The sequence below is a fragment of the Novosphingobium olei genome, assembly GCF_037076535.1.
GTDB classification, from domain to species: domain Bacteria; phylum Pseudomonadota; class Alphaproteobacteria; order Sphingomonadales; family Sphingomonadaceae; genus Novosphingobium; species Novosphingobium olei.
Genome location: NZ_AP029021.1, coordinates 341,252 through 358,350 on the forward strand (window position 1 = coordinate 341,252; position 17,099 = coordinate 358,350).

General features: G+C 66.7%; 17 protein-coding genes. 11 read left to right on the forward strand and 6 right to left on the reverse strand.

Translation table 11 applies throughout. From position 1 onward, the window contains the following. Window positions 1-144: 144 nt before the first annotated feature. The 3 genes from AACH40_RS01675 to AACH40_RS01685 are packed head-to-tail and all read right to left on the reverse strand — an operon-like array spanning window position 145 to window position 2,242. Window positions 145-903, reverse strand: coding sequence for a methyltransferase (locus AACH40_RS01675; RefSeq protein ID WP_338643936.1), 759 nt, complete (start codon window positions 901-903; stop codon window positions 145-147). A gap of 32 nt (window positions 904-935) precedes the next feature. Then, window positions 936-1,409: a hypothetical protein gene (locus tag AACH40_RS01680; RefSeq protein ID WP_338643937.1), complete on the reverse strand. Its 474-nt coding sequence runs from the start codon at window positions 1,407-1,409 to the stop codon at window positions 936-938. A 53-nt stretch (window positions 1,410-1,462) separates the two neighbouring features. Beyond that, the gene (locus AACH40_RS01685; RefSeq protein ID WP_338643938.1) at window positions 1,463-2,242 is read right to left on the reverse strand and encodes a universal stress protein; all 780 of its coding nucleotides are present in this window, start codon (window positions 2,240-2,242) and stop codon (window positions 1,463-1,465) included. 199 nt (window positions 2,243-2,441) lie between these two features. Between AACH40_RS01685 and AACH40_RS01690 the strand changes: the two genes are divergently transcribed. Then, window positions 2,442-3,098: an HAD-IA family hydrolase gene (locus AACH40_RS01690; protein ID WP_169494412.1), complete on the forward strand. Its 657-nt coding sequence runs from the start codon at window positions 2,442-2,444 to the stop codon at window positions 3,096-3,098. A gap of 2 nt (window positions 3,099-3,100) precedes the next feature. Here the strand turns inward: AACH40_RS01690 and AACH40_RS01695 are convergent, their stop codons facing one another. Further along, a complete protein-coding gene (locus AACH40_RS01695) occupies window positions 3,101-3,964 on the reverse strand; it encodes a LysR family transcriptional regulator (RefSeq protein WP_338643939.1) in 864 nt (287 codons plus the stop codon). Window positions 3,965-4,052: 88 nt separating this feature from the next. Here AACH40_RS01695 and AACH40_RS01700 point away from each other — a divergent pair, with 88 nt between their 5' ends. From AACH40_RS01700 to AACH40_RS01720, 5 genes are all read left to right on the forward strand, one after another. After that, window positions 4,053-4,763 (forward strand): CoA transferase subunit A, encoded by a 711-nt coding sequence (locus tag AACH40_RS01700; RefSeq protein WP_338643940.1) that lies wholly within the window; start codon window positions 4,053-4,055, stop codon window positions 4,761-4,763. Then, entirely contained in the window at window positions 4,763-5,398 is a 636-nt protein-coding gene (locus AACH40_RS01705; RefSeq protein WP_338643941.1) for a CoA transferase subunit B, read from the forward strand. Before AACH40_RS01700 ends, AACH40_RS01705 begins: the two co-directional genes overlap by 1 nt. Window positions 5,399-5,437: 39 nt before the next feature. Further along, entirely contained in the window at window positions 5,438-6,124 is a 687-nt protein-coding gene (locus AACH40_RS01710) for a glutathione S-transferase family protein (protein WP_338643942.1), read from the forward strand. Between the two features lie 303 nt (window positions 6,125-6,427). Continuing rightward, window positions 6,428-7,561: an NAD(P)H-dependent flavin oxidoreductase gene (locus AACH40_RS01715; RefSeq protein WP_169494417.1), complete on the forward strand. Its 1,134-nt coding sequence runs from the start codon at window positions 6,428-6,430 to the stop codon at window positions 7,559-7,561. A 107-nt stretch (window positions 7,562-7,668) separates the two neighbouring features. Beyond that, complete coding sequence (locus AACH40_RS01720; protein WP_338643943.1) at window positions 7,669-9,981, forward strand: CDC48 family AAA ATPase; 2,313 nt, start codon at window positions 7,669-7,671, stop codon at window positions 9,979-9,981. Window positions 9,982-10,064: 83 nt separating this feature from the next. Here AACH40_RS01720 and AACH40_RS01725 read toward each other — a convergent pair whose 3' ends face one another. Next, a complete protein-coding gene (locus AACH40_RS01725; RefSeq protein WP_338643944.1) occupies window positions 10,065-11,378 on the reverse strand; it encodes a sensor histidine kinase in 1,314 nt (437 codons plus the stop codon). A 186-nt stretch (window positions 11,379-11,564) separates the two neighbouring features. On the opposite strand from AACH40_RS01725, the gene rpmH reads away from it, so the two are divergent. From rpmH to yihA, 5 genes are all read left to right on the forward strand, one after another. Further along, window positions 11,565-11,699, forward strand: a complete 135-nt coding sequence (gene rpmH / locus AACH40_RS01730) for a 50S ribosomal protein L34 (protein ID WP_058735136.1) — start codon at window positions 11,565-11,567, stop codon at window positions 11,697-11,699. A gap of 38 nt (window positions 11,700-11,737) precedes the next feature. Beyond that, window positions 11,738-12,175: a ribonuclease P protein component gene (rnpA, locus tag AACH40_RS01735; RefSeq protein WP_338643945.1), complete on the forward strand. Its 438-nt coding sequence runs from the start codon at window positions 11,738-11,740 to the stop codon at window positions 12,173-12,175. Continuing rightward, window positions 12,172-12,381: a membrane protein insertion efficiency factor YidD gene (yidD, locus tag AACH40_RS01740; RefSeq protein ID WP_169494421.1), complete on the forward strand. Its 210-nt coding sequence runs from the start codon at window positions 12,172-12,174 to the stop codon at window positions 12,379-12,381. The genes rnpA and yidD overlap by 4 nt, the downstream gene beginning before the upstream one ends. 63 nt (window positions 12,382-12,444) lie before the next feature. Further along, window positions 12,445-14,244, forward strand: a complete 1,800-nt coding sequence (yidC, locus tag AACH40_RS01745) for a membrane protein insertase YidC (RefSeq protein WP_338643946.1) — start codon at window positions 12,445-12,447, stop codon at window positions 14,242-14,244. Between the two features lie 44 nt (window positions 14,245-14,288). Next, entirely contained in the window at window positions 14,289-14,942 is a 654-nt protein-coding gene (gene yihA / locus AACH40_RS01750; protein WP_338646226.1) for a ribosome biogenesis GTP-binding protein YihA/YsxC, read from the forward strand. Window positions 14,943-14,996: 54 nt separating this feature from the next. Here yihA and AACH40_RS01755 read toward each other — a convergent pair whose 3' ends face one another. Further along, entirely contained in the window at window positions 14,997-16,952 is a 1,956-nt protein-coding gene (locus AACH40_RS01755) for a putative bifunctional diguanylate cyclase/phosphodiesterase (protein ID WP_338643947.1), read from the reverse strand. Window positions 16,953-17,099 lie beyond the last annotated feature (147 nt).

Below are 17,099 nucleotides of genomic sequence, written 5' to 3' on the forward strand. Positions count from 1 at the left end.
GCCCGGCTGTTGCCAGCCGGGCTTGGAAGTTTTGGGAGAGGATGCCTGAAAGGCCTGTCCTATATGCTCGCGACTCGGCTTTTGTGCAAGTGCGAAATGGGTCAATTCGGTTGCATTTAATGCAACTGACCCCTGTGAAAAAGGTCAGGGTCGGCGGAATTTCAGGATAAATCGGTCCGTCTTGCCGCGAACGGCAGGATCGAAGACGCCAACGTCATGGGGATCGTCAGTGCGGTGCAGCACGTCGCTGCTGCCTTCGAACACGAAGCCTGCCCCTTCCAGATCAGCTCTGACCCGTGCCGGATCGATGCGGTGATACTTGTCGACCACCGCGCGCGGGTCGCCCGCCGGGCCGACGTGGTCGATGATGACCACGGTGCCGCCGGGGCGGACCGCCGCAAACCAGTTCTTCAGCACGGCCGGCACGTCGAGCGCGGGGTGCTGGTACTTCTCCGATACGAAGTACAGATCGTGGTATTCGAGGTGCGCGAAGATCCCGTCGAGGCTTCCGGGCGCCAGCACTTGCGCCTGTGCCGGTGCAAGCAGGCTGAGCACGTTGGGATGCGCCTGCGTGATTGCCACCCACACTTCTGGCTTGGCAAACGCGGGGCTGTTGATGGCATAGACCCGACCCTTGGGCCCGACCACGTCCGCCAGCAGTTCGGTGTAATACCCGCCGCCCGCGCCCCAATCCGCCACCGCGCTTCCGGGCTTGAACCCGGCGAAGGCCAGCACCTTGTCGGGCATCCGGCTTTCGTCGAGCTTGCGATTGGCATCGCTGCGGTGGCTGTCGGCAATTGCGACGCCGACCGGATCGGGCTTCGCCGCCTTTTTCGGCGCCGCTGCGGCGGGGTGGGCCAGCGCCAGCGCGCCCAGCACGGCAAGCATGGAAATCGGCTTCATCTCGTCTCCCCTTTCAAAGGCCGTGGACAAGATCAGCGCGACTTTGCGCAGCCCCGCTCGATCTCGGGACCGATCGTCCGCGTGGCCCGATAGGGATAGATGCGGTCGGACATGCCATCGCTGCAAGGGCCTTTCTCGATGCGTAGGGTCAGCGGCTTGCCATCCAGCGCACCGCTCCATTCGGCAAAGCCGGGCCCATCGCGCCGGGCCACGGTGATCGACATGCCCGAGGGGAAATCGGGCGTGCCGTACGTCAACGTCGTGCCGACAACGTCCGCGCTCCAGAACGGCTCGGTGCCGATCGCGCGCAGCTTTCGGGGCAGGTCCAGTGGTTCCGCGCTCGCCCTTGATGCCGGAGAAGGGGCGGCCAGCGGCGTCGTCCGCGCCTGCACGTCGGCGCTTGCCGCAGCGTCGGGCGCCGTCGCATCGATCGGCGGAGTGGGGGATTGCCTGGAACAGGCGGCCAGCAGGACCAGCCCGATCACGGGCGAGAGGCGGATTTTCACGCTCAACGATCTCCTGCCCCCGGATTGTCAGGGGCAGGATAGCCGCGCCCGCCTCAATGCGCCAGCAGCAGCGGCACTTGCGCGCGGTCCAGCATCGAACGGGACACCCCGCCAAGCAGCAGTTCGCGCAAGCGGCTCTTGCCGAACAGGCCCATTACCACCAGTCCGGCGCCGAGCCGAAGCACCGCCTGTTCGATGGTGAAGGCGATCGTCCCGTTGGGCTCCACCTCGTGCACGTCGGCATGGATGCCATGCCGCGAAAGATAGCTGGCAGCCTCGCTCGCTGGAAAATCGTCCGACTTCTCGCGCACCGTCAGCAGGTGCACCGCCGGGGCAAGGTGCAGCAGCGGAAGGCTGGCGCGCAGGGCGTTGGCGGATTCGTATCCTCCGTCCCAGGCCACCACCACCGGTGCATCGAAAGCCAGCATCGGCACTCCGCGCGGCAGTGCCAGCACAGGGCACCGCACTTCCAGCGTCACTTCCTCCAGCGCCGGATCGTCCAGGCTGACCACGATCACGTCGGCAAAGCGCGAAGCGGCGGCCAGCCCTTCGACGCGGCCATCGTCCACCACGGTCACGTCGAAGGGCACGTCCTGCCGGCCCAGCCGCTGGTTCAGCGTGGCGGCAAGCTGTTCGTCCTCGGCGCGCACTTCGTTGATCGCCACGGCGGAAAGCGCGGCGCCGCCGAACGGCTCCCACAGCGCCATCTGCGCGAACGGCGTGGCGATCTGGAAGGTCACGTGGCCATCGGTGGCACGGGCGAGGGCAAGCGCGGTTTCGACACGGTCGTCGAGCGTTTTGGCGTTGTCGGCTGGGCAGAGAATGGAGCGCATGGGGATCCTCCTTGGTCTCGATCCAGAGCACGATGGGGCCGCTTGGCCGATTCGCACATGATCCAGGTCAAATCTGCGAAAATTCAGGCAATTGGCGCCATCGGGCCGCGCGCGGTGCCGGCGTTCGCTGCGCGGGCCTTGCGGCGATTAGTTGATCCGTTAAGGAAGGCGCGAAACCTGGCATGAGAGGAACGGGCGAATGGCCTTTGCGGCGGTGATTTTCGATTTCGGCGGGGTCATCACCTCGTCCCCGTTCGAGGCGTTCAACCGGCTGGAGGCAGAGCGCGGCTTGCCCAAGGATTTCATCCGCTCGATCAACGCCCGCAATCCCGATACCAACGCCTGGGCGCTGTTCGAACGTGCCGAGATCGGCCGCGACGAATTCGACCGCCTGTTCGGCGAAGAAGCAGCCGCGCTCGGCCACGCGCTGGAAGGCCGCGCGGTGCTCGATGTGCTGGCAGGCGCGGTGCGCCCCGCGATGGTGCGCGCGCTCGATACGCTCAAGGCTGCGGGCTTCCGCCTCGGCTGCATCACCAACAACGTGCCCACGGGACACGGTGCGGGCATGGCCCGCAGCGGTGACAAGGCCGATGAGATGGAGCAGATCTTCGCGCGCTTCGAACACGTGATCGAAAGCAGCAAGGCGGGCGTGCGCAAGCCCGATCCGCGCATCTACCAGATGATGTGCGATCACCTCGGCCTCGCCCCGTCGGACTGCGTCTACCTCGATGACCTTGGCATCAACTGCAAGCCGGCCGCCGCGCTCGGCATGCACGCGATCAAGGTGACGAGCGGTGAACAGGCGCTCGCCGACCTGTCGCAGGCGGTTGGCATAGACCTGCTGGCAAACGCCTGAGGTCAGATCCGCAGGGTCCTGGCCCGCCGGAACAGTTCCAGGATCAGCGGGTCTTCCTCGCGCCCGCGGATCGCGGCTTCGAAGCGGACCTCGCGCGCCGGGCGGGGCAGCACCTCGACCAGCGCCCCGCTCGCAAGATCGGCGCGGACCATCGGCTCTGGCAGCACCGCTGCGCCGCGTCCGCCGCGCACGATCTCGATCAGCAGGCGCACGTTGTTGCAGGTGGCGATACCCCGCGCCGCCATCCCGTTCGCGGCAAGGCTTTCGCGCATCGCGCCGTGGATTGGGGAGTTGGTCGGCAGCGTCCACACCGGTAAGGGCGCATCGAACCCCGCCTTTGCGGTCTCGGGACTCGCCACCCAGACAAGCGCCACCGCCCCGATCGGCGCGGTGACCAGCCCCGGGCTCGCCACCGGGCCCGCCAGGAACACCAGATCGCTGCGGCCGGTCTGCACCTGCTGCAGCATCCGCGCGGTCAGGTCGATCTCAATCTCGAGCGAAACGCCGGGCAGGTCCTGCTCCACCGCGTTGACGAAGCCGGGCAGGCAGGTCGCCGCCGCGATCTCGCCCGCGCCCACCCGCACCACGCCCGTGGCGCCGGCAAAGTCGCTCGCCTTCAGCAGGGCGCGTTCGAACCCGGCGAACAGCGGTTCGCAGTCACGCACCAGTTCGCGACCCTTGGCGGTCAGCACCACGCCGCGCCCTTCCTTGCGGAACAGCGCGACGCCAAGTTGCTCCTCCATCTCGCGCACTCGCGCCGATATCGCCGGCTGGGTTGTGTTGAGCCGCTCGGCGGCCGCGCGGAAGGTGCCGAGCCGGGCAATCCACAGCAGCGTTTCGAGGTGATAGAGGGCTAGGCGACGCATCACTACAGTTTATCGGATAAGATAAAAAAGTATCGCTATTTTCGATTGGTTGTCCGGGGTAGGCTTTGCCGACAATTCGGAGGATCTGATGGCAAAGAAGCTCTACCCCGATGCCGCCGCCGCGCTCGACGGGCTGCTGCGCGACGGGCTGCTGATCGCGTGTGGCGGCTTCGGCCTCTGCGGCATTCCCGAACGACTGCTCGATGCGGTGCGTGACAGCGGGGTGAAGGACCTGACCTTCGCCAGCAACAACGCCGGCATCGACAACGAAGGCATCGGCAAGCTGCTGCGCACGCGGCAGGTGAAGAAGATGATCTCGTCCTACGTGGGTGAGAACAAGGAGTTCGAACGCCAGTACCTTTCGGGTGAGCTCGAGGTCGAATTTTGCCCCCAGGGCACGCTCGCCGAACGGATGCGGGCAGGCGGCGCGGGCATCCCCGGCTTCTACACCAAGACGGGCGTCGGCACGCTGGTGGCCGAAGGCAAGGAAGTGAAGAGCTTCCACGGGGAAGACTACATCCTCGAGGAAGGCATCTTCGCCGACCTCGCCCTCGTCAAGGCGTGGAAGGCGGACGAGACCGGCAACGTCGTGTTCCGCAAGACCGCCCGCAACTTCAACGTGCCTGCCGCCACCTGCGGCCGGACTTGCGTGGTCGAGGTCGAGGAGATCGTCCCCACGGGCAGCCTCGATCCCGACGCGATCCACCTGCCGGGCGTCTACGTCCAGCGGCTGATCGTCGGCAGCCCCTACGACAAGAAGATCGAGTTCCGCACCGTTCGCGAGAAGGAGACCGCCTGATGCCCTGGTCACGTGACGACATGGCGGCCCGGGCCGCACGCGAGCTTGAGGACGGTTTCTACGTCAACCTCGGCATCGGTATCCCCACGCTGGTGGCCAACCACATCCCCGCCGGCATGACCGTGACGCTGCAGAGCGAGAACGGGATGCTGGGCATCGGGCCGTTCCCGGTTGCGGGAGAGGAAGATCCCGACCTGATCAACGCCGGCAAGCAGACGATCAGCGAGCTGCCGCAGTCGGCCTATTTCGACAGCGCGCAGAGTTTCGCGATGATCCGCGGCGGGCACATCGACCTGACCGTGCTGGGCGCGATGGAAGTGGCCGAGAACGGCGACATCGCCAACTGGATGGTGCCCGGCAAGATGATCAAGGGCATGGGCGGGGCGATGGACCTTGTCGCCGGCGTCAAGAAGATCATCGTGGTGATGGAACACTGCGCCAAGGACGGCAGCCCCAAGTTCATCCCGGCCTGCACCCTGCCGCTGACGGGGCGCAACGTGGTCGACATGATCGTGACCGACCTTGCCGTGTTCCAGCGGCCGGATCATTCCTCGCCCTTCCGCCTGATCGAGCTTGCGCCCGGCGTCACGGCGGACGAAGTGAAGGCCAAGACGACCGCGCACTTCGAGGCCTGATCTGGCAGGCGGCGGGGTCGCCAGCGAAGGAGGCCCCGCATGTACACCCTGATCACCGCCAACCGGAACTATTCGAGCTGGTCGCTGCGCCCCTGGGTGCTGATGAAGGCGCTGGGCATTCCCTTCGCCGACCGGCTCGAACCGTTTGCCAAGCCGGTCAACTACGACGAGTTCCGCGCCTTTTCGCCGACCGGGCAGGTGCCGGTGCTGATCGATGGCGAACGGACGGTGTGGGATTCGCTGGGCATCGCGCTGTACCTTGCCGACCGGCACGGCGGCGTGTGGCCCGATGATGCGGCGGCCAAGGCGTGGGCGGCTTGCGTCGTGGCCGAAATGCACGGGGGCTTTTCGGCTCTGCGCAACGATTGCACCATGAACGTCGGCGTGCGGGTCAGCCCCAAGCCGATGCGCCCGCCGCTGGTGAAGGACGTGGGCCGCATCCGCGAGATCTTCGAGGAAGGTTTAGACCGCTTCGGCGGCCCGTGGCTGGCGGGCGAACGCTTCAGCGTGGTCGATGCCTTCTACGCTCCGGTCGCCTTCCGCATCCGGACCTATGGGCTCGACGTCGGGCGAGGGCAGGCCTGGGTCGATCACATCCTTGCCTGCGAACCGATGCGCCAGTGGGAAGCCGAAGCGCTGATCGAGAGCTGGCGGGAAGAGAGCCACGAGGCCGAACTGGCCGAGACCGGCGCGATCATCGAGGACTATCGCAAGGCCCCAAGTTGACAAAGTTGACAGACTACAATGGGCAAATGTCCACTTGCAGGCAGCATGAGCGCAGATGCTCGCATAGCTTGGTCAAGCTGCTGATATAATTTGGCATTATTCGTCCTCCGCTGAATTTCGCGGTCTTATAATGGGCGTCCGCGATGTAGGACATGTCTTGCATATGCAAGACGCGTGTCAACTTCATGTCACGAGTTAATTGATCGATTAAGAATCGACTGGAAATTGCCGTCGCGTTGTGGGACATCCTCTGCCCGACAAGGCCGCCGCAAGAGGTGCGCGGCGGACGAGAGGATGGACCCGATGAACAACGCCGTGAGCCGCATGGTCGGTTGCGAATTCCCGCTCTTCGCCTTCAGTCACTGCCGCGACGTGGTGGTTGCGGTGAGCAAGGCGGGTGGTTTCGGCGTGCTGGGCGCGGCGGCCTTCTCTCCCGAAGAGTTCGAGCGCGAACTCGCCTGGATCGACGAGCACATCGATGGCGCCCCCTATGGCGTGGACGTGCTGGTGCCCGAAACGGTCGATCCGCGCGTGCTGGCGCTTTCGACCAACGCCGCGCGCGCGGCGGCGATCAGCCCGGAGCACAAGGCGTTCACCAGCAACCTGCTGAACAGCTACGGCGTGCCGCCGGTGGGCGAGGACATGGGCGTGCCCGAAGGCGCGGGCATCACGCCCGAGATCGGCCTTGCGCTGATGGAGGTCGCCTTTCGCCATCCCATCCGGATGATCGCCAACGCGCTGGGCATCGCCCCTGCCAGCATGATCGAGGAGGCGCACAAGCGCGGCATTCCGGTGGGCGCGCTGGTCGGCGCCAAGGAACACGCGCTGCGCCAGGCGGCGGCCGGCGTCGACATCATCGTGGCGCAGGGCGGCGAAGCCGGCGGCCACTGCGGCGAAGTGGCGACGATCGTGCTGGTCCCCGAAGTGGTCCGCGCGCTGAAATCTGCGGGCTACGAGACGCCGGTGCTGGCCGCCGGTGGTATCATGACCGGCAGCCAGATGGCGGGCATGATGGCGATGGGCGCACAAGGGGCGTGGTGCGGATCGGTGTGGCTGGCGACGACCGAGGCCGAGACCAGCGAGACCTTCCGCGACAAGATGGTGGCCGCGCGCAGCCGCGACACGGTGCGATCGAAGGCGCGCACCGGCAAGCCCGCGCGGCAATTGAAGACCGGCTGGCACGAGGCGTGGGAAGGGCCGGACAGCCCCGGCACGCTGCCCATGCCGCTGATGGGCCTCGTTTCCGAACCATCGTTCCGCCAGATCGAAAAGGCGGCGGCAGGCGGTAACCAGGGCGCGCGCGATCTGGTCAGCTATTTCGTCGGGCAAGGGGTCGGCCTTGTCGAGCAGGTGCGTTCGGCGCGGGCGGTGGTGCAGGAATTTCGCGAGGAATTCGCCGAAGCCGCAGGCAATCTGGTGGCGATGATCGGGGACTGACGCGCGCTGTCGCAACCTTCGACGGCGAGCGGCGTTTGAAAACCCGCGCGCCGGTTCCTAGCTGGGATGCCGGTCCCATTCGCTGGACGGAAAGAAGGCGGTTTTTCATGGCAGACGCGGCAACCATCCCCGACAGCAGGGTCGTGCGGCTTCAGGTCGCAGGCTCGCGGCAGGAAGAAAGCGGCCACGGCATCGCGCGGATCAGCCGCGCGGTGATGGGCCAGCTCGGCGTGACCGAGGGCGACGTCATCGAGATCGTCGGCAAGCGCAGCACGGCGGCGCGCGCGGTGCTGCCCTATCCCGAGGACGAAGGGCTCCAACTGATCCGCCTCGACGGGTTGCAGCGCGCCAATGCCGATGTCGGTTCGGGCGAACATGTCGAAGTGCGCAAGGCGGACAGCCGCCCGGCGCAGCGCGTGGTGTTCGCCCCGGCGCAGCGCGACTTGCGCCTGCAGGGCCCGGCGGCGGCGCTGAAGCGCAACTTTGCCGGTCGTCCGCTGGTGACGGGCGATCTCGTCGCCACGGCCGGGCAGCAGCAGGTCAATCGCGGCGACATGCCGCCGCAGCTGCGCCAGATGCTGAACGCGCCGGCCTTCGCTTTGACCCAGATCCGTCTGACGGTGGTGTCGACCGTGCCCAAGGGCGTGGTCCACATCGACGAGAACACCGAAGTCGAACTGCGCGCCGAGTACGAAGAGCCGCGTTCGAGCCGCGCCGACGTCAATTACGACGACGTGGGCGGCATGACCGACACCATCCGCCAGCTGCGCGAGATGGTCGAACTGCCGCTGCGCTATCCCGAACTGTTCACGCGCCTGGGCGTCGAGCCGCCCAAGGGCGTGCTGCTGCATGGCCCGCCGGGAACCGGCAAGACGCGGCTGGCGCGTGCCGTCGCCAACGAAAGCGATGCATCGTTCTTCACCATCAATGGGCCCGAGATCATGGGCTCGGCCTATGGCGAGAGCGAGAAGCACCTGCGCGAAGTGTTCGAGGAGGCGACCAAGAACGCCCCTTCGATCATCTTCATCGATGAGATCGATTCGATCGCGCCCAAGCGCAGCCAGGTGCAGGGCGAGGCGGAAAAGCGCCTCGTCGCGCAGTTGCTGACGCTGATGGACGGCCTGCAGGCGCGGTCCAACCTGGTGGTGATCGCGGCGACCAATCGGCCCGACGCGGTCGACGAGGCGCTGCGCCGGCCGGGCCGGTTCGACCGCGAGATCGTGGTCGGCGTGCCCGACGAAAGCGGGCGGCGCGAGATCCTGGGCATTCACACCCGCGGCATGCCGCTGGACGAGGATGTCGACCTCAAGGAACTCGCCCGGACGACGCACGGCTTCGTCGGCGCCGACCTTGCCGCGCTGGCGCGCGAGGCGGCGATCGAGGCCGTGCGTCGGATCATGCCCAAGCTCGATTTCGAGCAGCAGACGATCCCGCAGGACGTGCTGGACAGCTTGCGCGTTGACCGCGACGACTTCCTGCAGGCGTTGAAGCGCGTACAGCCTTCGGCGATGCGCGAAGTCATGGTGCAGGCGCCGACGATCGGCTGGTCCGATGTCGGCGGTCTGGACGACGCGCAGGAGAAGTTGCGCGAAGGCGTCGAGCTGCCGCTCAAGAACCCCGAGGCGTTCCACCGGCTCGGCATCCGGCCGGCCAAGGGCTTCCTGCTCTATGGCCCGCCGGGAACCGGCAAGACGCTGCTGGCCAAGGCGGTTGCCAAGGAGGCCGAGGCGAACTTCATCGCCATCAAGTCGAGCGACTTGCTGTCCAAGTGGTATGGCGAGAGCGAGCAGCAGATCGCGCGGCTGTTCGCCCGCGCCCGGCAGGTCGCGCCGTGCGTGGTGTTCATCGACGAGATCGACAGCCTGGTGCCCGCGCGCGGGACCGGGGTGGGCGAACCGCAGGTGACGGCGCGCGTGGTCAACACCATCCTTGCCGAAATGGATGGCCTTGAAGAACTGCAGTCGGTGGTGCTGATCGGTGCGACCAACCGGCCGAACCTGGTCGATCCGGCGCTGTTGCGCCCGGGCCGGTTCGACGAGCTGGTCTATGTCGGCACGCCGAGCGCGGAAGGGCGCGAGCACATCCTGCGCATCCACACCGCGAACATGCCGCTGGGCGCGGACGTCAATCTGGCAGACGTGGCGAAGAAGACCGAGCGCTTCACCGGCGCCGATCTGGAGGACGTGGTGCGCCGGGCCGGCCTCAACGCCATCCGTCGCGCCGGCGGCGAAGTGCAGCAGGTGATCGGAGTAGACTTTGCCGAGGCGCTCGAGGATTCGCGCGCGACGGTGACCGAGGACATGGAAGCCGAATACGGCCGGATGAAGGGCGAGCTCAAGAAGCGCGCGATGGAGCCCAGTCCGATCGGGTTCCTCAGCCCCGGCATGGTCCAGCCGATCCGCGAAACCAAGCACGGGTAAGCGCAGGGCGCTTGCCTGAAAACCAACGGAAAGGCGGCGGGAAACTGCCGCCTTTTCTTGTGGCTCGCGGGGTGTCCCGCGCTTCAGGTTTCGATGGGGAAATCCAGCTCCACGACGATGCCTTCGGCTTCGAAGCGGCGGACGATGGTGCCGCCGAGCTGGCGTTCGGAACTGCGGATCAGCATCGAGCCGAAGCCTTCGCGCCCCGGCTTGCCGCCTTGCGGGGGCACGAAATCCTGCCCCTGTTCGGTCCAGCGCATCCGTACGCGGCCGGCCTCTTGGCGCCAGTCAACCTTGAGCAAGCCGCCCGGGCGCGCCCAGGCGCCGTACTTGACCGCGTTGGTGACCAGCTCGTGCAGCACGAGGCCCAGTGGCACGGCATGGCGGCCGGAAATCACCAGCGGCCCGCCCGTCACTTCGCACTTCTCGCTGCTCGACCGGTAAGGGGCGAGCGCCTTGCCGACGAGATCGGCGATATCGACCTGCGTTTCGCCGGGCGAGCCTTGCGTCACGTCGTGCGCGGTGACCAGCGCATGGATGCGCTTGGCGATGCGGTCGACGGCGGGGGCGGCCTCTGGATCGTTGCGCGCCGACATCTTCACGATGGCCAGCACCACCGCGAAGATGTTCTTCACGCGGTGGTTCAACTCCTTGGCCAGAAGGTCAGCCCGGTCGCGTGCTTCGGCAATGGCGTCGGCATTGGCGGCGGCGGCTTCGGCCTGCGCGGTGCGGATCGCCTGCCACAGCCCCAGCACCAGCGCGCAGACGATGACGACGAACAGCAGCGCGAGCGAGGGCACGATGCGCCCTTCGGCTTTCGCCGCGCGGTGGGTGGCATCGTCGAGATGCGCGCGCTCGGACACCTCGAGCCGGCGCACGGCAGAGCGCAGGCCGTCCATCGCGATCTGGCCCTCGTCGGACAGGATGCGGGTCTGCGCATCGACGATGCGGCCCTGTTCGACCAGCTTGATCGTGGCCGACATCTCGGCCCACTTGGCATCGCCCAGCCGGTCGATCTCCTCGAGCAGGGCAAGCTGCTGTTCGTTGACTTCGTTGCCGAGCCGCTGGCGCAGGGCCTCGCTCTCGCGCTCGTAGTCCGAGCGCCCGCGGAAATAGGGCGTCAGGTAGCGGCGATCGTTGGTGATGAAGTAGCCGCGCTGCGCCGTTTCGCCGTTGATCGCGGCGGTGACCAGTCCGTTGAGCGCGGCCAGCACGGCGGACGTGCGTGTCGCCTGCTCGCGCTGCACGCGTTCGGCCTCGACGGTCGCGAAGATCAGGGTAAAAGTGCCGAGCAGCGCCATCGCGACGACGGTGAACAGGGCCAGCGTCGGCACGCGTGGAGCGCGGCGCCACCAGCGTGCCTGCAGCCGGGGCTCGGCGGATGGATCGCTGGCCATAGGCGGGCGTGCCTAACCTATGTTAGGCGCAACGGCAATGGTACAGCAGGGGGCATGCAGAGGGCATCCGCGTGGCGCGAATGCTTGACGCCGGGCGCGCTCTTGCCTATGCGCCGCCCCCTGATTCCGCGTCACCTCGCTTGCCGGGGCGACCAGCCATCCGATTCGAACGAAAAGAGCAGACCGATGAAGCGCACTTTCCAGCCCAGCAACCTCGTGCGTGCCCGCCGCCACGGCTTCCGCGCCCGCACCGCCACCGTCGGCGGTCGCAAGGTGCTGCGCGCCCGTCGCGCCCGCGGCCGCAAGAAGCTTTCGGCCTGATCGCCGACCCGACGCAAGGTCCGGGCGGGGCGTCTGCCATGACGCCGAAGCTTGCGACCATTGCGAAGCGGGCGGACTTCCTTGCCGCAAACCATGCAATCCGGGTCGCAAGGCCCGGATTTGTGCTGTTGGTGAACCCACTCGAACGCAGCGACGGATCGCAGCGCTTCGGCGTGACGGTGACCAAGAAGATCGGCAATGCGGTGGTGCGCAACCGCATGAAGCGCCGCTTCCGCGCGCTGCTGCGCGAACTGCTTCCCACCAGCGGCGTCGCCGGTGCCGACCACGTGCTGATCGGCCGCGAGACGGGAATCGAGCGCGACTTTTCCCTGCTGCGCGAGGAACTGGCCGGCGCACTGGCGCGGGCCGCCGCGGGCAAGGGCGATCCGCCGCGCGGCCGGGGCGGGCGCAAGGGTGGACCGGGGGGCAAGGCGACGGGCAAGTCGGCACCCAACCTCCACGGGCGCGGCAAGTGAAACGGCTGCTCATCCTGGTGGCGAAGGGCTGGCAACTTGGTCCTTCGCGCGTGCTGCCGCCATCGTGCCGCTATGCGCCTTCGTGTTCGCAGTACGCGATCGAGGCGCTGGAAAAGCATGGTGCGATTAAGGGTGGCTGGCTTGCCGTGAAGCGGCTATTGCGCTGCCACCCATGGGGCGGCCACGGCTATGATCCGGTGCCCTGAGCGGCGCGGGACCGGCGCCGAGAGACATTCCCCTGACGACGATTTGAACGAACGCGAGGCATAGTGGAAAACCAGCGCAACCTGATCCTCACGGTGGTCCTGATGGGCCTGCTGCTGATCGGCTGGGATATCGGCCTGCGGTATTTCTACCCGCAGAGCGCGCAGAAGCCGAAGGCCGTTGCCTCCGCGCCCGCTGCCGCCGGCGATGCCGCGCCCGCCAAGCCCACCCGCGAAGGCGGTCTACAGAACCCCGCCGACCAGGCGCTGGAAAAGCAGGACCTGACGCAGGCGCTGGCCGCGCCCACCCGCGTCGCCATCGACGCGCCGGGCCTGAAGGGTTCGATCAACCTGATCGGCGGCGCGATCGACGACCTGACGCTGGCCCGTCATCGCGAAGCGCTCGACAAGACCAGCGCGCCGGTTCGCCTGTTTTCCCCCGCCGGCACCCCGGCGCAGCATTTCGCGCAGCTTGGCTGGGCAGCCAAGGGCAGCTTTGCCGTGCCCGACCAGCGTACGCAGTGGACGGTCGAGGGCGCGAAGCTGACGCCGGCGACCCCGGTCACGCTCAAGTGGACCAACCCCACCGGTCAGACTTTCGCGATCCGCTATGCGATCGACGAAAACTACATGATCACCGCGACGCAGAGCGTGACCAACGCCGGTGCGGCGCCGGTCGTCGTGCAGCCGATCGCGCAGATCAACCGCACCGACCGCACCGCGAGCGTCGATACTTGGCAGGTCCATTCGGGCCCGATCGGCGCGTTCGACGGATCGGTGAACTTCGCAACCAACTACAAGGACGTGACCGCCGCCGGCACCGTGGCCGCCGCAGGCAAGCCCAACTGGATCGGCTTTACCGACATCTACTGGCTGTCGGCCCTTGTCCCCGATGCGGGCGCAAAGGTGGATGGCGATTATCGCGCGCTGGGCAACGGCCTGTTCTTGGCCGATCTGCTGTACCAGCCGGTTACCGTCGCGCCGGGGCAGACCCAGACGCAGAACGTGCGCCTGTTCGCCGGGGCCAAGGAAAACAAGATCCTTGAGGCTTACGAAAAGCAGGGCGTGACCAACCTGTCGCTGTCGATCGACTGGGGCTGGTTCCGCTGGTTCGAAAAGCCGATCTTCTGGCTGCTCGATTCGCTGTTCCGCACAGTGGGCAACTTCGGCGTGGCAATCATCCTGCTGACGCTGATCGTACGCGGCATGATGTTCCCGATCGCCCAGCGCCAGTTCGCCAGCATGGCGGCGATGAAGGCGATCCAGCCGAAGATGAAGGCGCTGCAGGAACGCTACAAGGACGACAAGCAGAAGCAGCAGCAGGAAATCATGGCGCTGTACAAGCAGAAGGGCGTCAACCCGCTCGCCGGCTGCCTGCCGATCTTCCTGCAGATCCCGGTGTTCTTCGCGCTGTACAAGGTGCTGGTGCTGACGATCGAGATGCGTCACCAGCCGTTCGGCCTGTGGATCCACGATCTTTCCTCGCCCGATCCGCTGCACGTGCTCAACCTGTTCGGCCTGCTGCCGTTCACCCCGCCGAGCTTCCTTGCCATCGGCCCGCTGGCGATCCTGCTGGGCATCACGATGTGGCTGCAGTTCAAGCTCCAGCCTTCGGCGATGGACCCTGCGCAGCAGCAGGTGATGAGCATCATGCCGTGGATGATGATGTTCGTGATGGCACCGTTTGCCACCGGGCTGCTGATCTACTGGATCACCTCGAACCTGCTCACCATCGGCCAGCAGCGCTATCTCTACAGCCGCCATCCGCAGCTGAAGGCGCAAGGCGCGAAGGACCAGCAGGACATCGACCGCGCCGTGGCACGCGACAAGAAGGCGTCGGCTTCGAACAAGCCGAAGGCACGTTGAGCGAGCCCCTGACCCCTTCGCCCGCAGAGGTTGCATCTTCCAGCCTGTCGCCGGAGGAACAGGCCGTGCGTGCCGAGCTGATCGAGCGCGCCCGGCTGCTGTTCGCGGGGCGGATCGACTTCCTCAAGTCGGCCCCGGCGCTGAAGTTCCTGCCCGATCCGACGGTCCCGGAAGTGGCTTTCGCGGGCCGTTCGAACGTGGGCAAGTCGTCGCTGCTCAATGCCCTGACCGGGCGCAAGTCGCTGGCACGCACGTCGGTGACGCCGGGCCGCACGCAGGAGCTGAACTACTTCGAAGTGGGCGAGCCGACCCGGCTGCGGCTGGTCGACATGCCCGGCTACGGCTTTGCCAAGGCGCCGCCCAAGGTGGTGGAGCAGTGGCGGCGGCTGGTGCGCGACTTCCTGCGCGGGCGCGTGGTGCTGAAGCGCACGCTGCTGCTGATCGACAGCCGCCACGGCATCAAGCCGGTGGACGAAGACATGATGCAGATGCTCGATGAAGCGGGTGTCGGCTATCGGGTGGTGTTGACCAAGGCGGACAAGATCAAGGCGAGCGAGCTGGCGGCGGTGACCGCCGCGACCGAAGCGGCCGCGCGCAAGCGCACCGCCGCCTATCCGCAGGTGATCGTCACGTCCTCAGAAAAGCGCATGGGCATCGAGGAACTGCGTGCCGCCGTGCTGGAAGACGCCGAACAGTAGGCCGTCACGAATGCCGCGTCTTTTGCTGCCAAGAAGAGCGGCCCTGCGACAGGCTCAGGCGGCGGCGCTGCGGCCCGGCAACTGTATGTTGAGCACGGCGTCCAGCGTATCGGGCTTGGCCAGCAGGTAGCCCTGGACATAGTCGTAGCCGGCCAGCGTCGCTTCCATCAGCTGGATCTCGGTCTCGATCCCTTCGAACACGCAGGACAGCGATAGCGTGCGCGCCAGCGTGCGGATCGCGCTGACGAGCCGCCGGCCGACCGGATCATCAAGCCGCGCCGCGAAGCTGCGGTCGATCTTGAGGATATCGAGCGGAAGCTGGTGCAAGGTGCTGAGGCTGGAATAGCCGGTGCCGAAATCATCGAGCGCGATCCGCGCGCCGGCGGTGCGCAGCTGTTCCAGCGCGCCGCGCGCCACGTCGGGATCGTGGATCAGGCTGTTCTCGGTAATCTCGAAGATCAGCCGATCGGCACATTTGCCCGAGACGTCGATCATCGTAAGCAAGCCGTAGACGGTTTCCGGATCGGCGATGTCGGCCGGCGCAAGGTTGAAGGACACGCGCATGTCCGCCGGCATCCGCGCCATCTGCGCCAGCACCTTGCCGAACAGGGTCAACGTGATCGTGCGCGCGATGCCGAGCCGTTCGGCCGTGGTGAACAGCATTTCCGCCGGGACCGGGCCAAGGGTGGGCGAGGACCAGCGGGCAAGCGCTTCGAGCCCGCTGATCTCCATCGTGCGGGTGGAAACGACGGGCTGAAACACGACGTCGAGTTCGCGGTCGAGATCGGCGGTCTGCAGCGCGGCTTCGAGCGCCTGTTCTGATCGGATCAGCTTTTCCAGCGTGCCCGAGAAGCGCACGCACGTACCGCGGTGCTTCTTCTTGGCATGGTACAACGCGAAGTCGGCCCGGTCGAACAGATCGTGCGCGCTGCTGCCCGCCTCCGGCCACGAGGCAAGGCCGCCCGAGCAGCCGACCGCCACCGCCGTATCGCCGAGCTGGATCGGATGCTGGATCTTTTCGCAGATCTGCTGGCCGACCCGCGCCGCGGCTTCCATGTCGCCTTCGACGATCAGGCCGAACTCGTCCCCGCCAAGCCGCGCGATCGTCACTTCGGCGGTGCACAGCGCGCGCAGGCGGTCGCCCACGGCCTGGAGCAGGCGATCGCCTTGCGCATGGCCGAGCGTATCGTTGACCGGCTTGAAGCGATCGAGATCGATCACGCCGATGCAGAACGGCGCATCGGCGCGATCGCGCGCCAGCATCGCGTCGAGCCGGGCGAAGAAATAGCGCCGGTTGGGCAGCCCCGTCAGCGCATCGGAATGGGCCAGGCGGGCGTTTTCCTCGCTGAGCCGATGGGCCGAGGCGCGCTCGATCTCCAGCGCCTGGCGCGAGGCTTCGAGTTCGACGAACGAGGCGAACGAATCGCGCAGGACCTTCAACACGACGATGCCGACCAGGCCGATGTTGATCGCGATGGCGATCATTACCGGCGTGCCGTTATAGAGGCAGTAGGCGAGGAAGATGCCGAGCACGCTGTAGGTGACGGCGTGCGCCGAGCGGGGCAGGTAGCCTAGGCAGAACACCACTCCCATCACCGTAACCGCGATGAAGATGGCGACGTGGCCGTGTTCGTACGGTCCGCCATAGCGATCGAGCCACAGCGCCCAGAGCACGAAGGCGAGGCTGAACACGACCGCGAACACCGTGGTGCTGCGCATGCGCCGCGTGACCACGGCAATGTCGATCGCCTGCAAATCGATCGGGCGAACCCAGTGAAAGAGCCGCGCAAGGCTCGCGAGCACGAGCATCAGCGGGATCGCCCGGGTGAGCAGGGGTGGGGCGAGGTTCTGGTGGGTAAAGGCAAGCGCGGCCGCGTTGACCGACAGCATCAGGTACAGCGGCGCGATCTGCCGGCGCAGGTTAAGGAACTGCGCGACGATCAGAGGACGGCGCGCATCGGCACCGACCGTCGCCGCAGGGGCGGGGGAGACGAGATCGGGCGCGCGCATGGCGGGTGACTAAGCGCGCACCGCTTACCGATTGGGAGTCAGGGGCCCTACGCATTTTTGCGGGGATCGACGATGACCAGCCGGTACTGTTCAGCCTCGACAGGCATTTGCTGAATGGGTAGGCGAAAAGTCCAAGGCGAAAGCGAG

Excerpts from the sequence above, each read along its gene's own strand:
- AACH40_RS01715 (WP_169494417.1), top strand. The coding sequence starts at position 6,428 with ATGAACAACGCCGTGAGCCGCATGGTCGGTTGCGAATTCCCGCTCTTC.
- AACH40_RS01710 (WP_338643942.1), top strand. The coding sequence starts at position 5,438 with ATGTACACCCTGATCACCGCCAACCGGAACTATTCGAGCTGGTCGCTG.
- rnpA (WP_338643945.1), top strand. The coding sequence starts at position 11,738 with ATGACGCCGAAGCTTGCGACCATTGCGAAGCGGGCGGACTTCCTTGCC.
- AACH40_RS01695 (WP_338643939.1), bottom strand. The coding sequence starts at position 3,964 with ATGCGTCGCCTAGCCCTCTATCACCTCGAAACGCTGCTGTGGATTGCC.
- AACH40_RS01720 (WP_338643943.1), top strand. The coding sequence starts at position 7,669 with ATGGCAGACGCGGCAACCATCCCCGACAGCAGGGTCGTGCGGCTTCAG.
- AACH40_RS01725 (WP_338643944.1), bottom strand. The coding sequence starts at position 11,378 with ATGGCCAGCGATCCATCCGCCGAGCCCCGGCTGCAGGCACGCTGGTGG.
- AACH40_RS01705 (WP_338643941.1), top strand. The coding sequence starts at position 4,763 with ATGCCCTGGTCACGTGACGACATGGCGGCCCGGGCCGCACGCGAGCTT.
- AACH40_RS01675 (WP_338643936.1), bottom strand. The coding sequence starts at position 903 with ATGAAGCCGATTTCCATGCTTGCCGTGCTGGGCGCGCTGGCGCTGGCC.
- AACH40_RS01755 (WP_338643947.1), bottom strand. The coding sequence starts at position 16,952 with ATGCGCGCGCCCGATCTCGTCTCCCCCGCCCCTGCGGCGACGGTCGGT.
- AACH40_RS01685 (WP_338643938.1), bottom strand. The coding sequence starts at position 2,242 with ATGCGCTCCATTCTCTGCCCAGCCGACAACGCCAAAACGCTCGACGAC.
- AACH40_RS01690 (WP_169494412.1), top strand. The coding sequence starts at position 2,442 with ATGGCCTTTGCGGCGGTGATTTTCGATTTCGGCGGGGTCATCACCTCG.
- AACH40_RS01700 (WP_338643940.1), top strand. The coding sequence starts at position 4,053 with ATGGCAAAGAAGCTCTACCCCGATGCCGCCGCCGCGCTCGACGGGCTG.
- rpmH (WP_058735136.1), top strand. The coding sequence starts at position 11,565 with ATGAAGCGCACTTTCCAGCCCAGCAACCTCGTGCGTGCCCGCCGCCAC.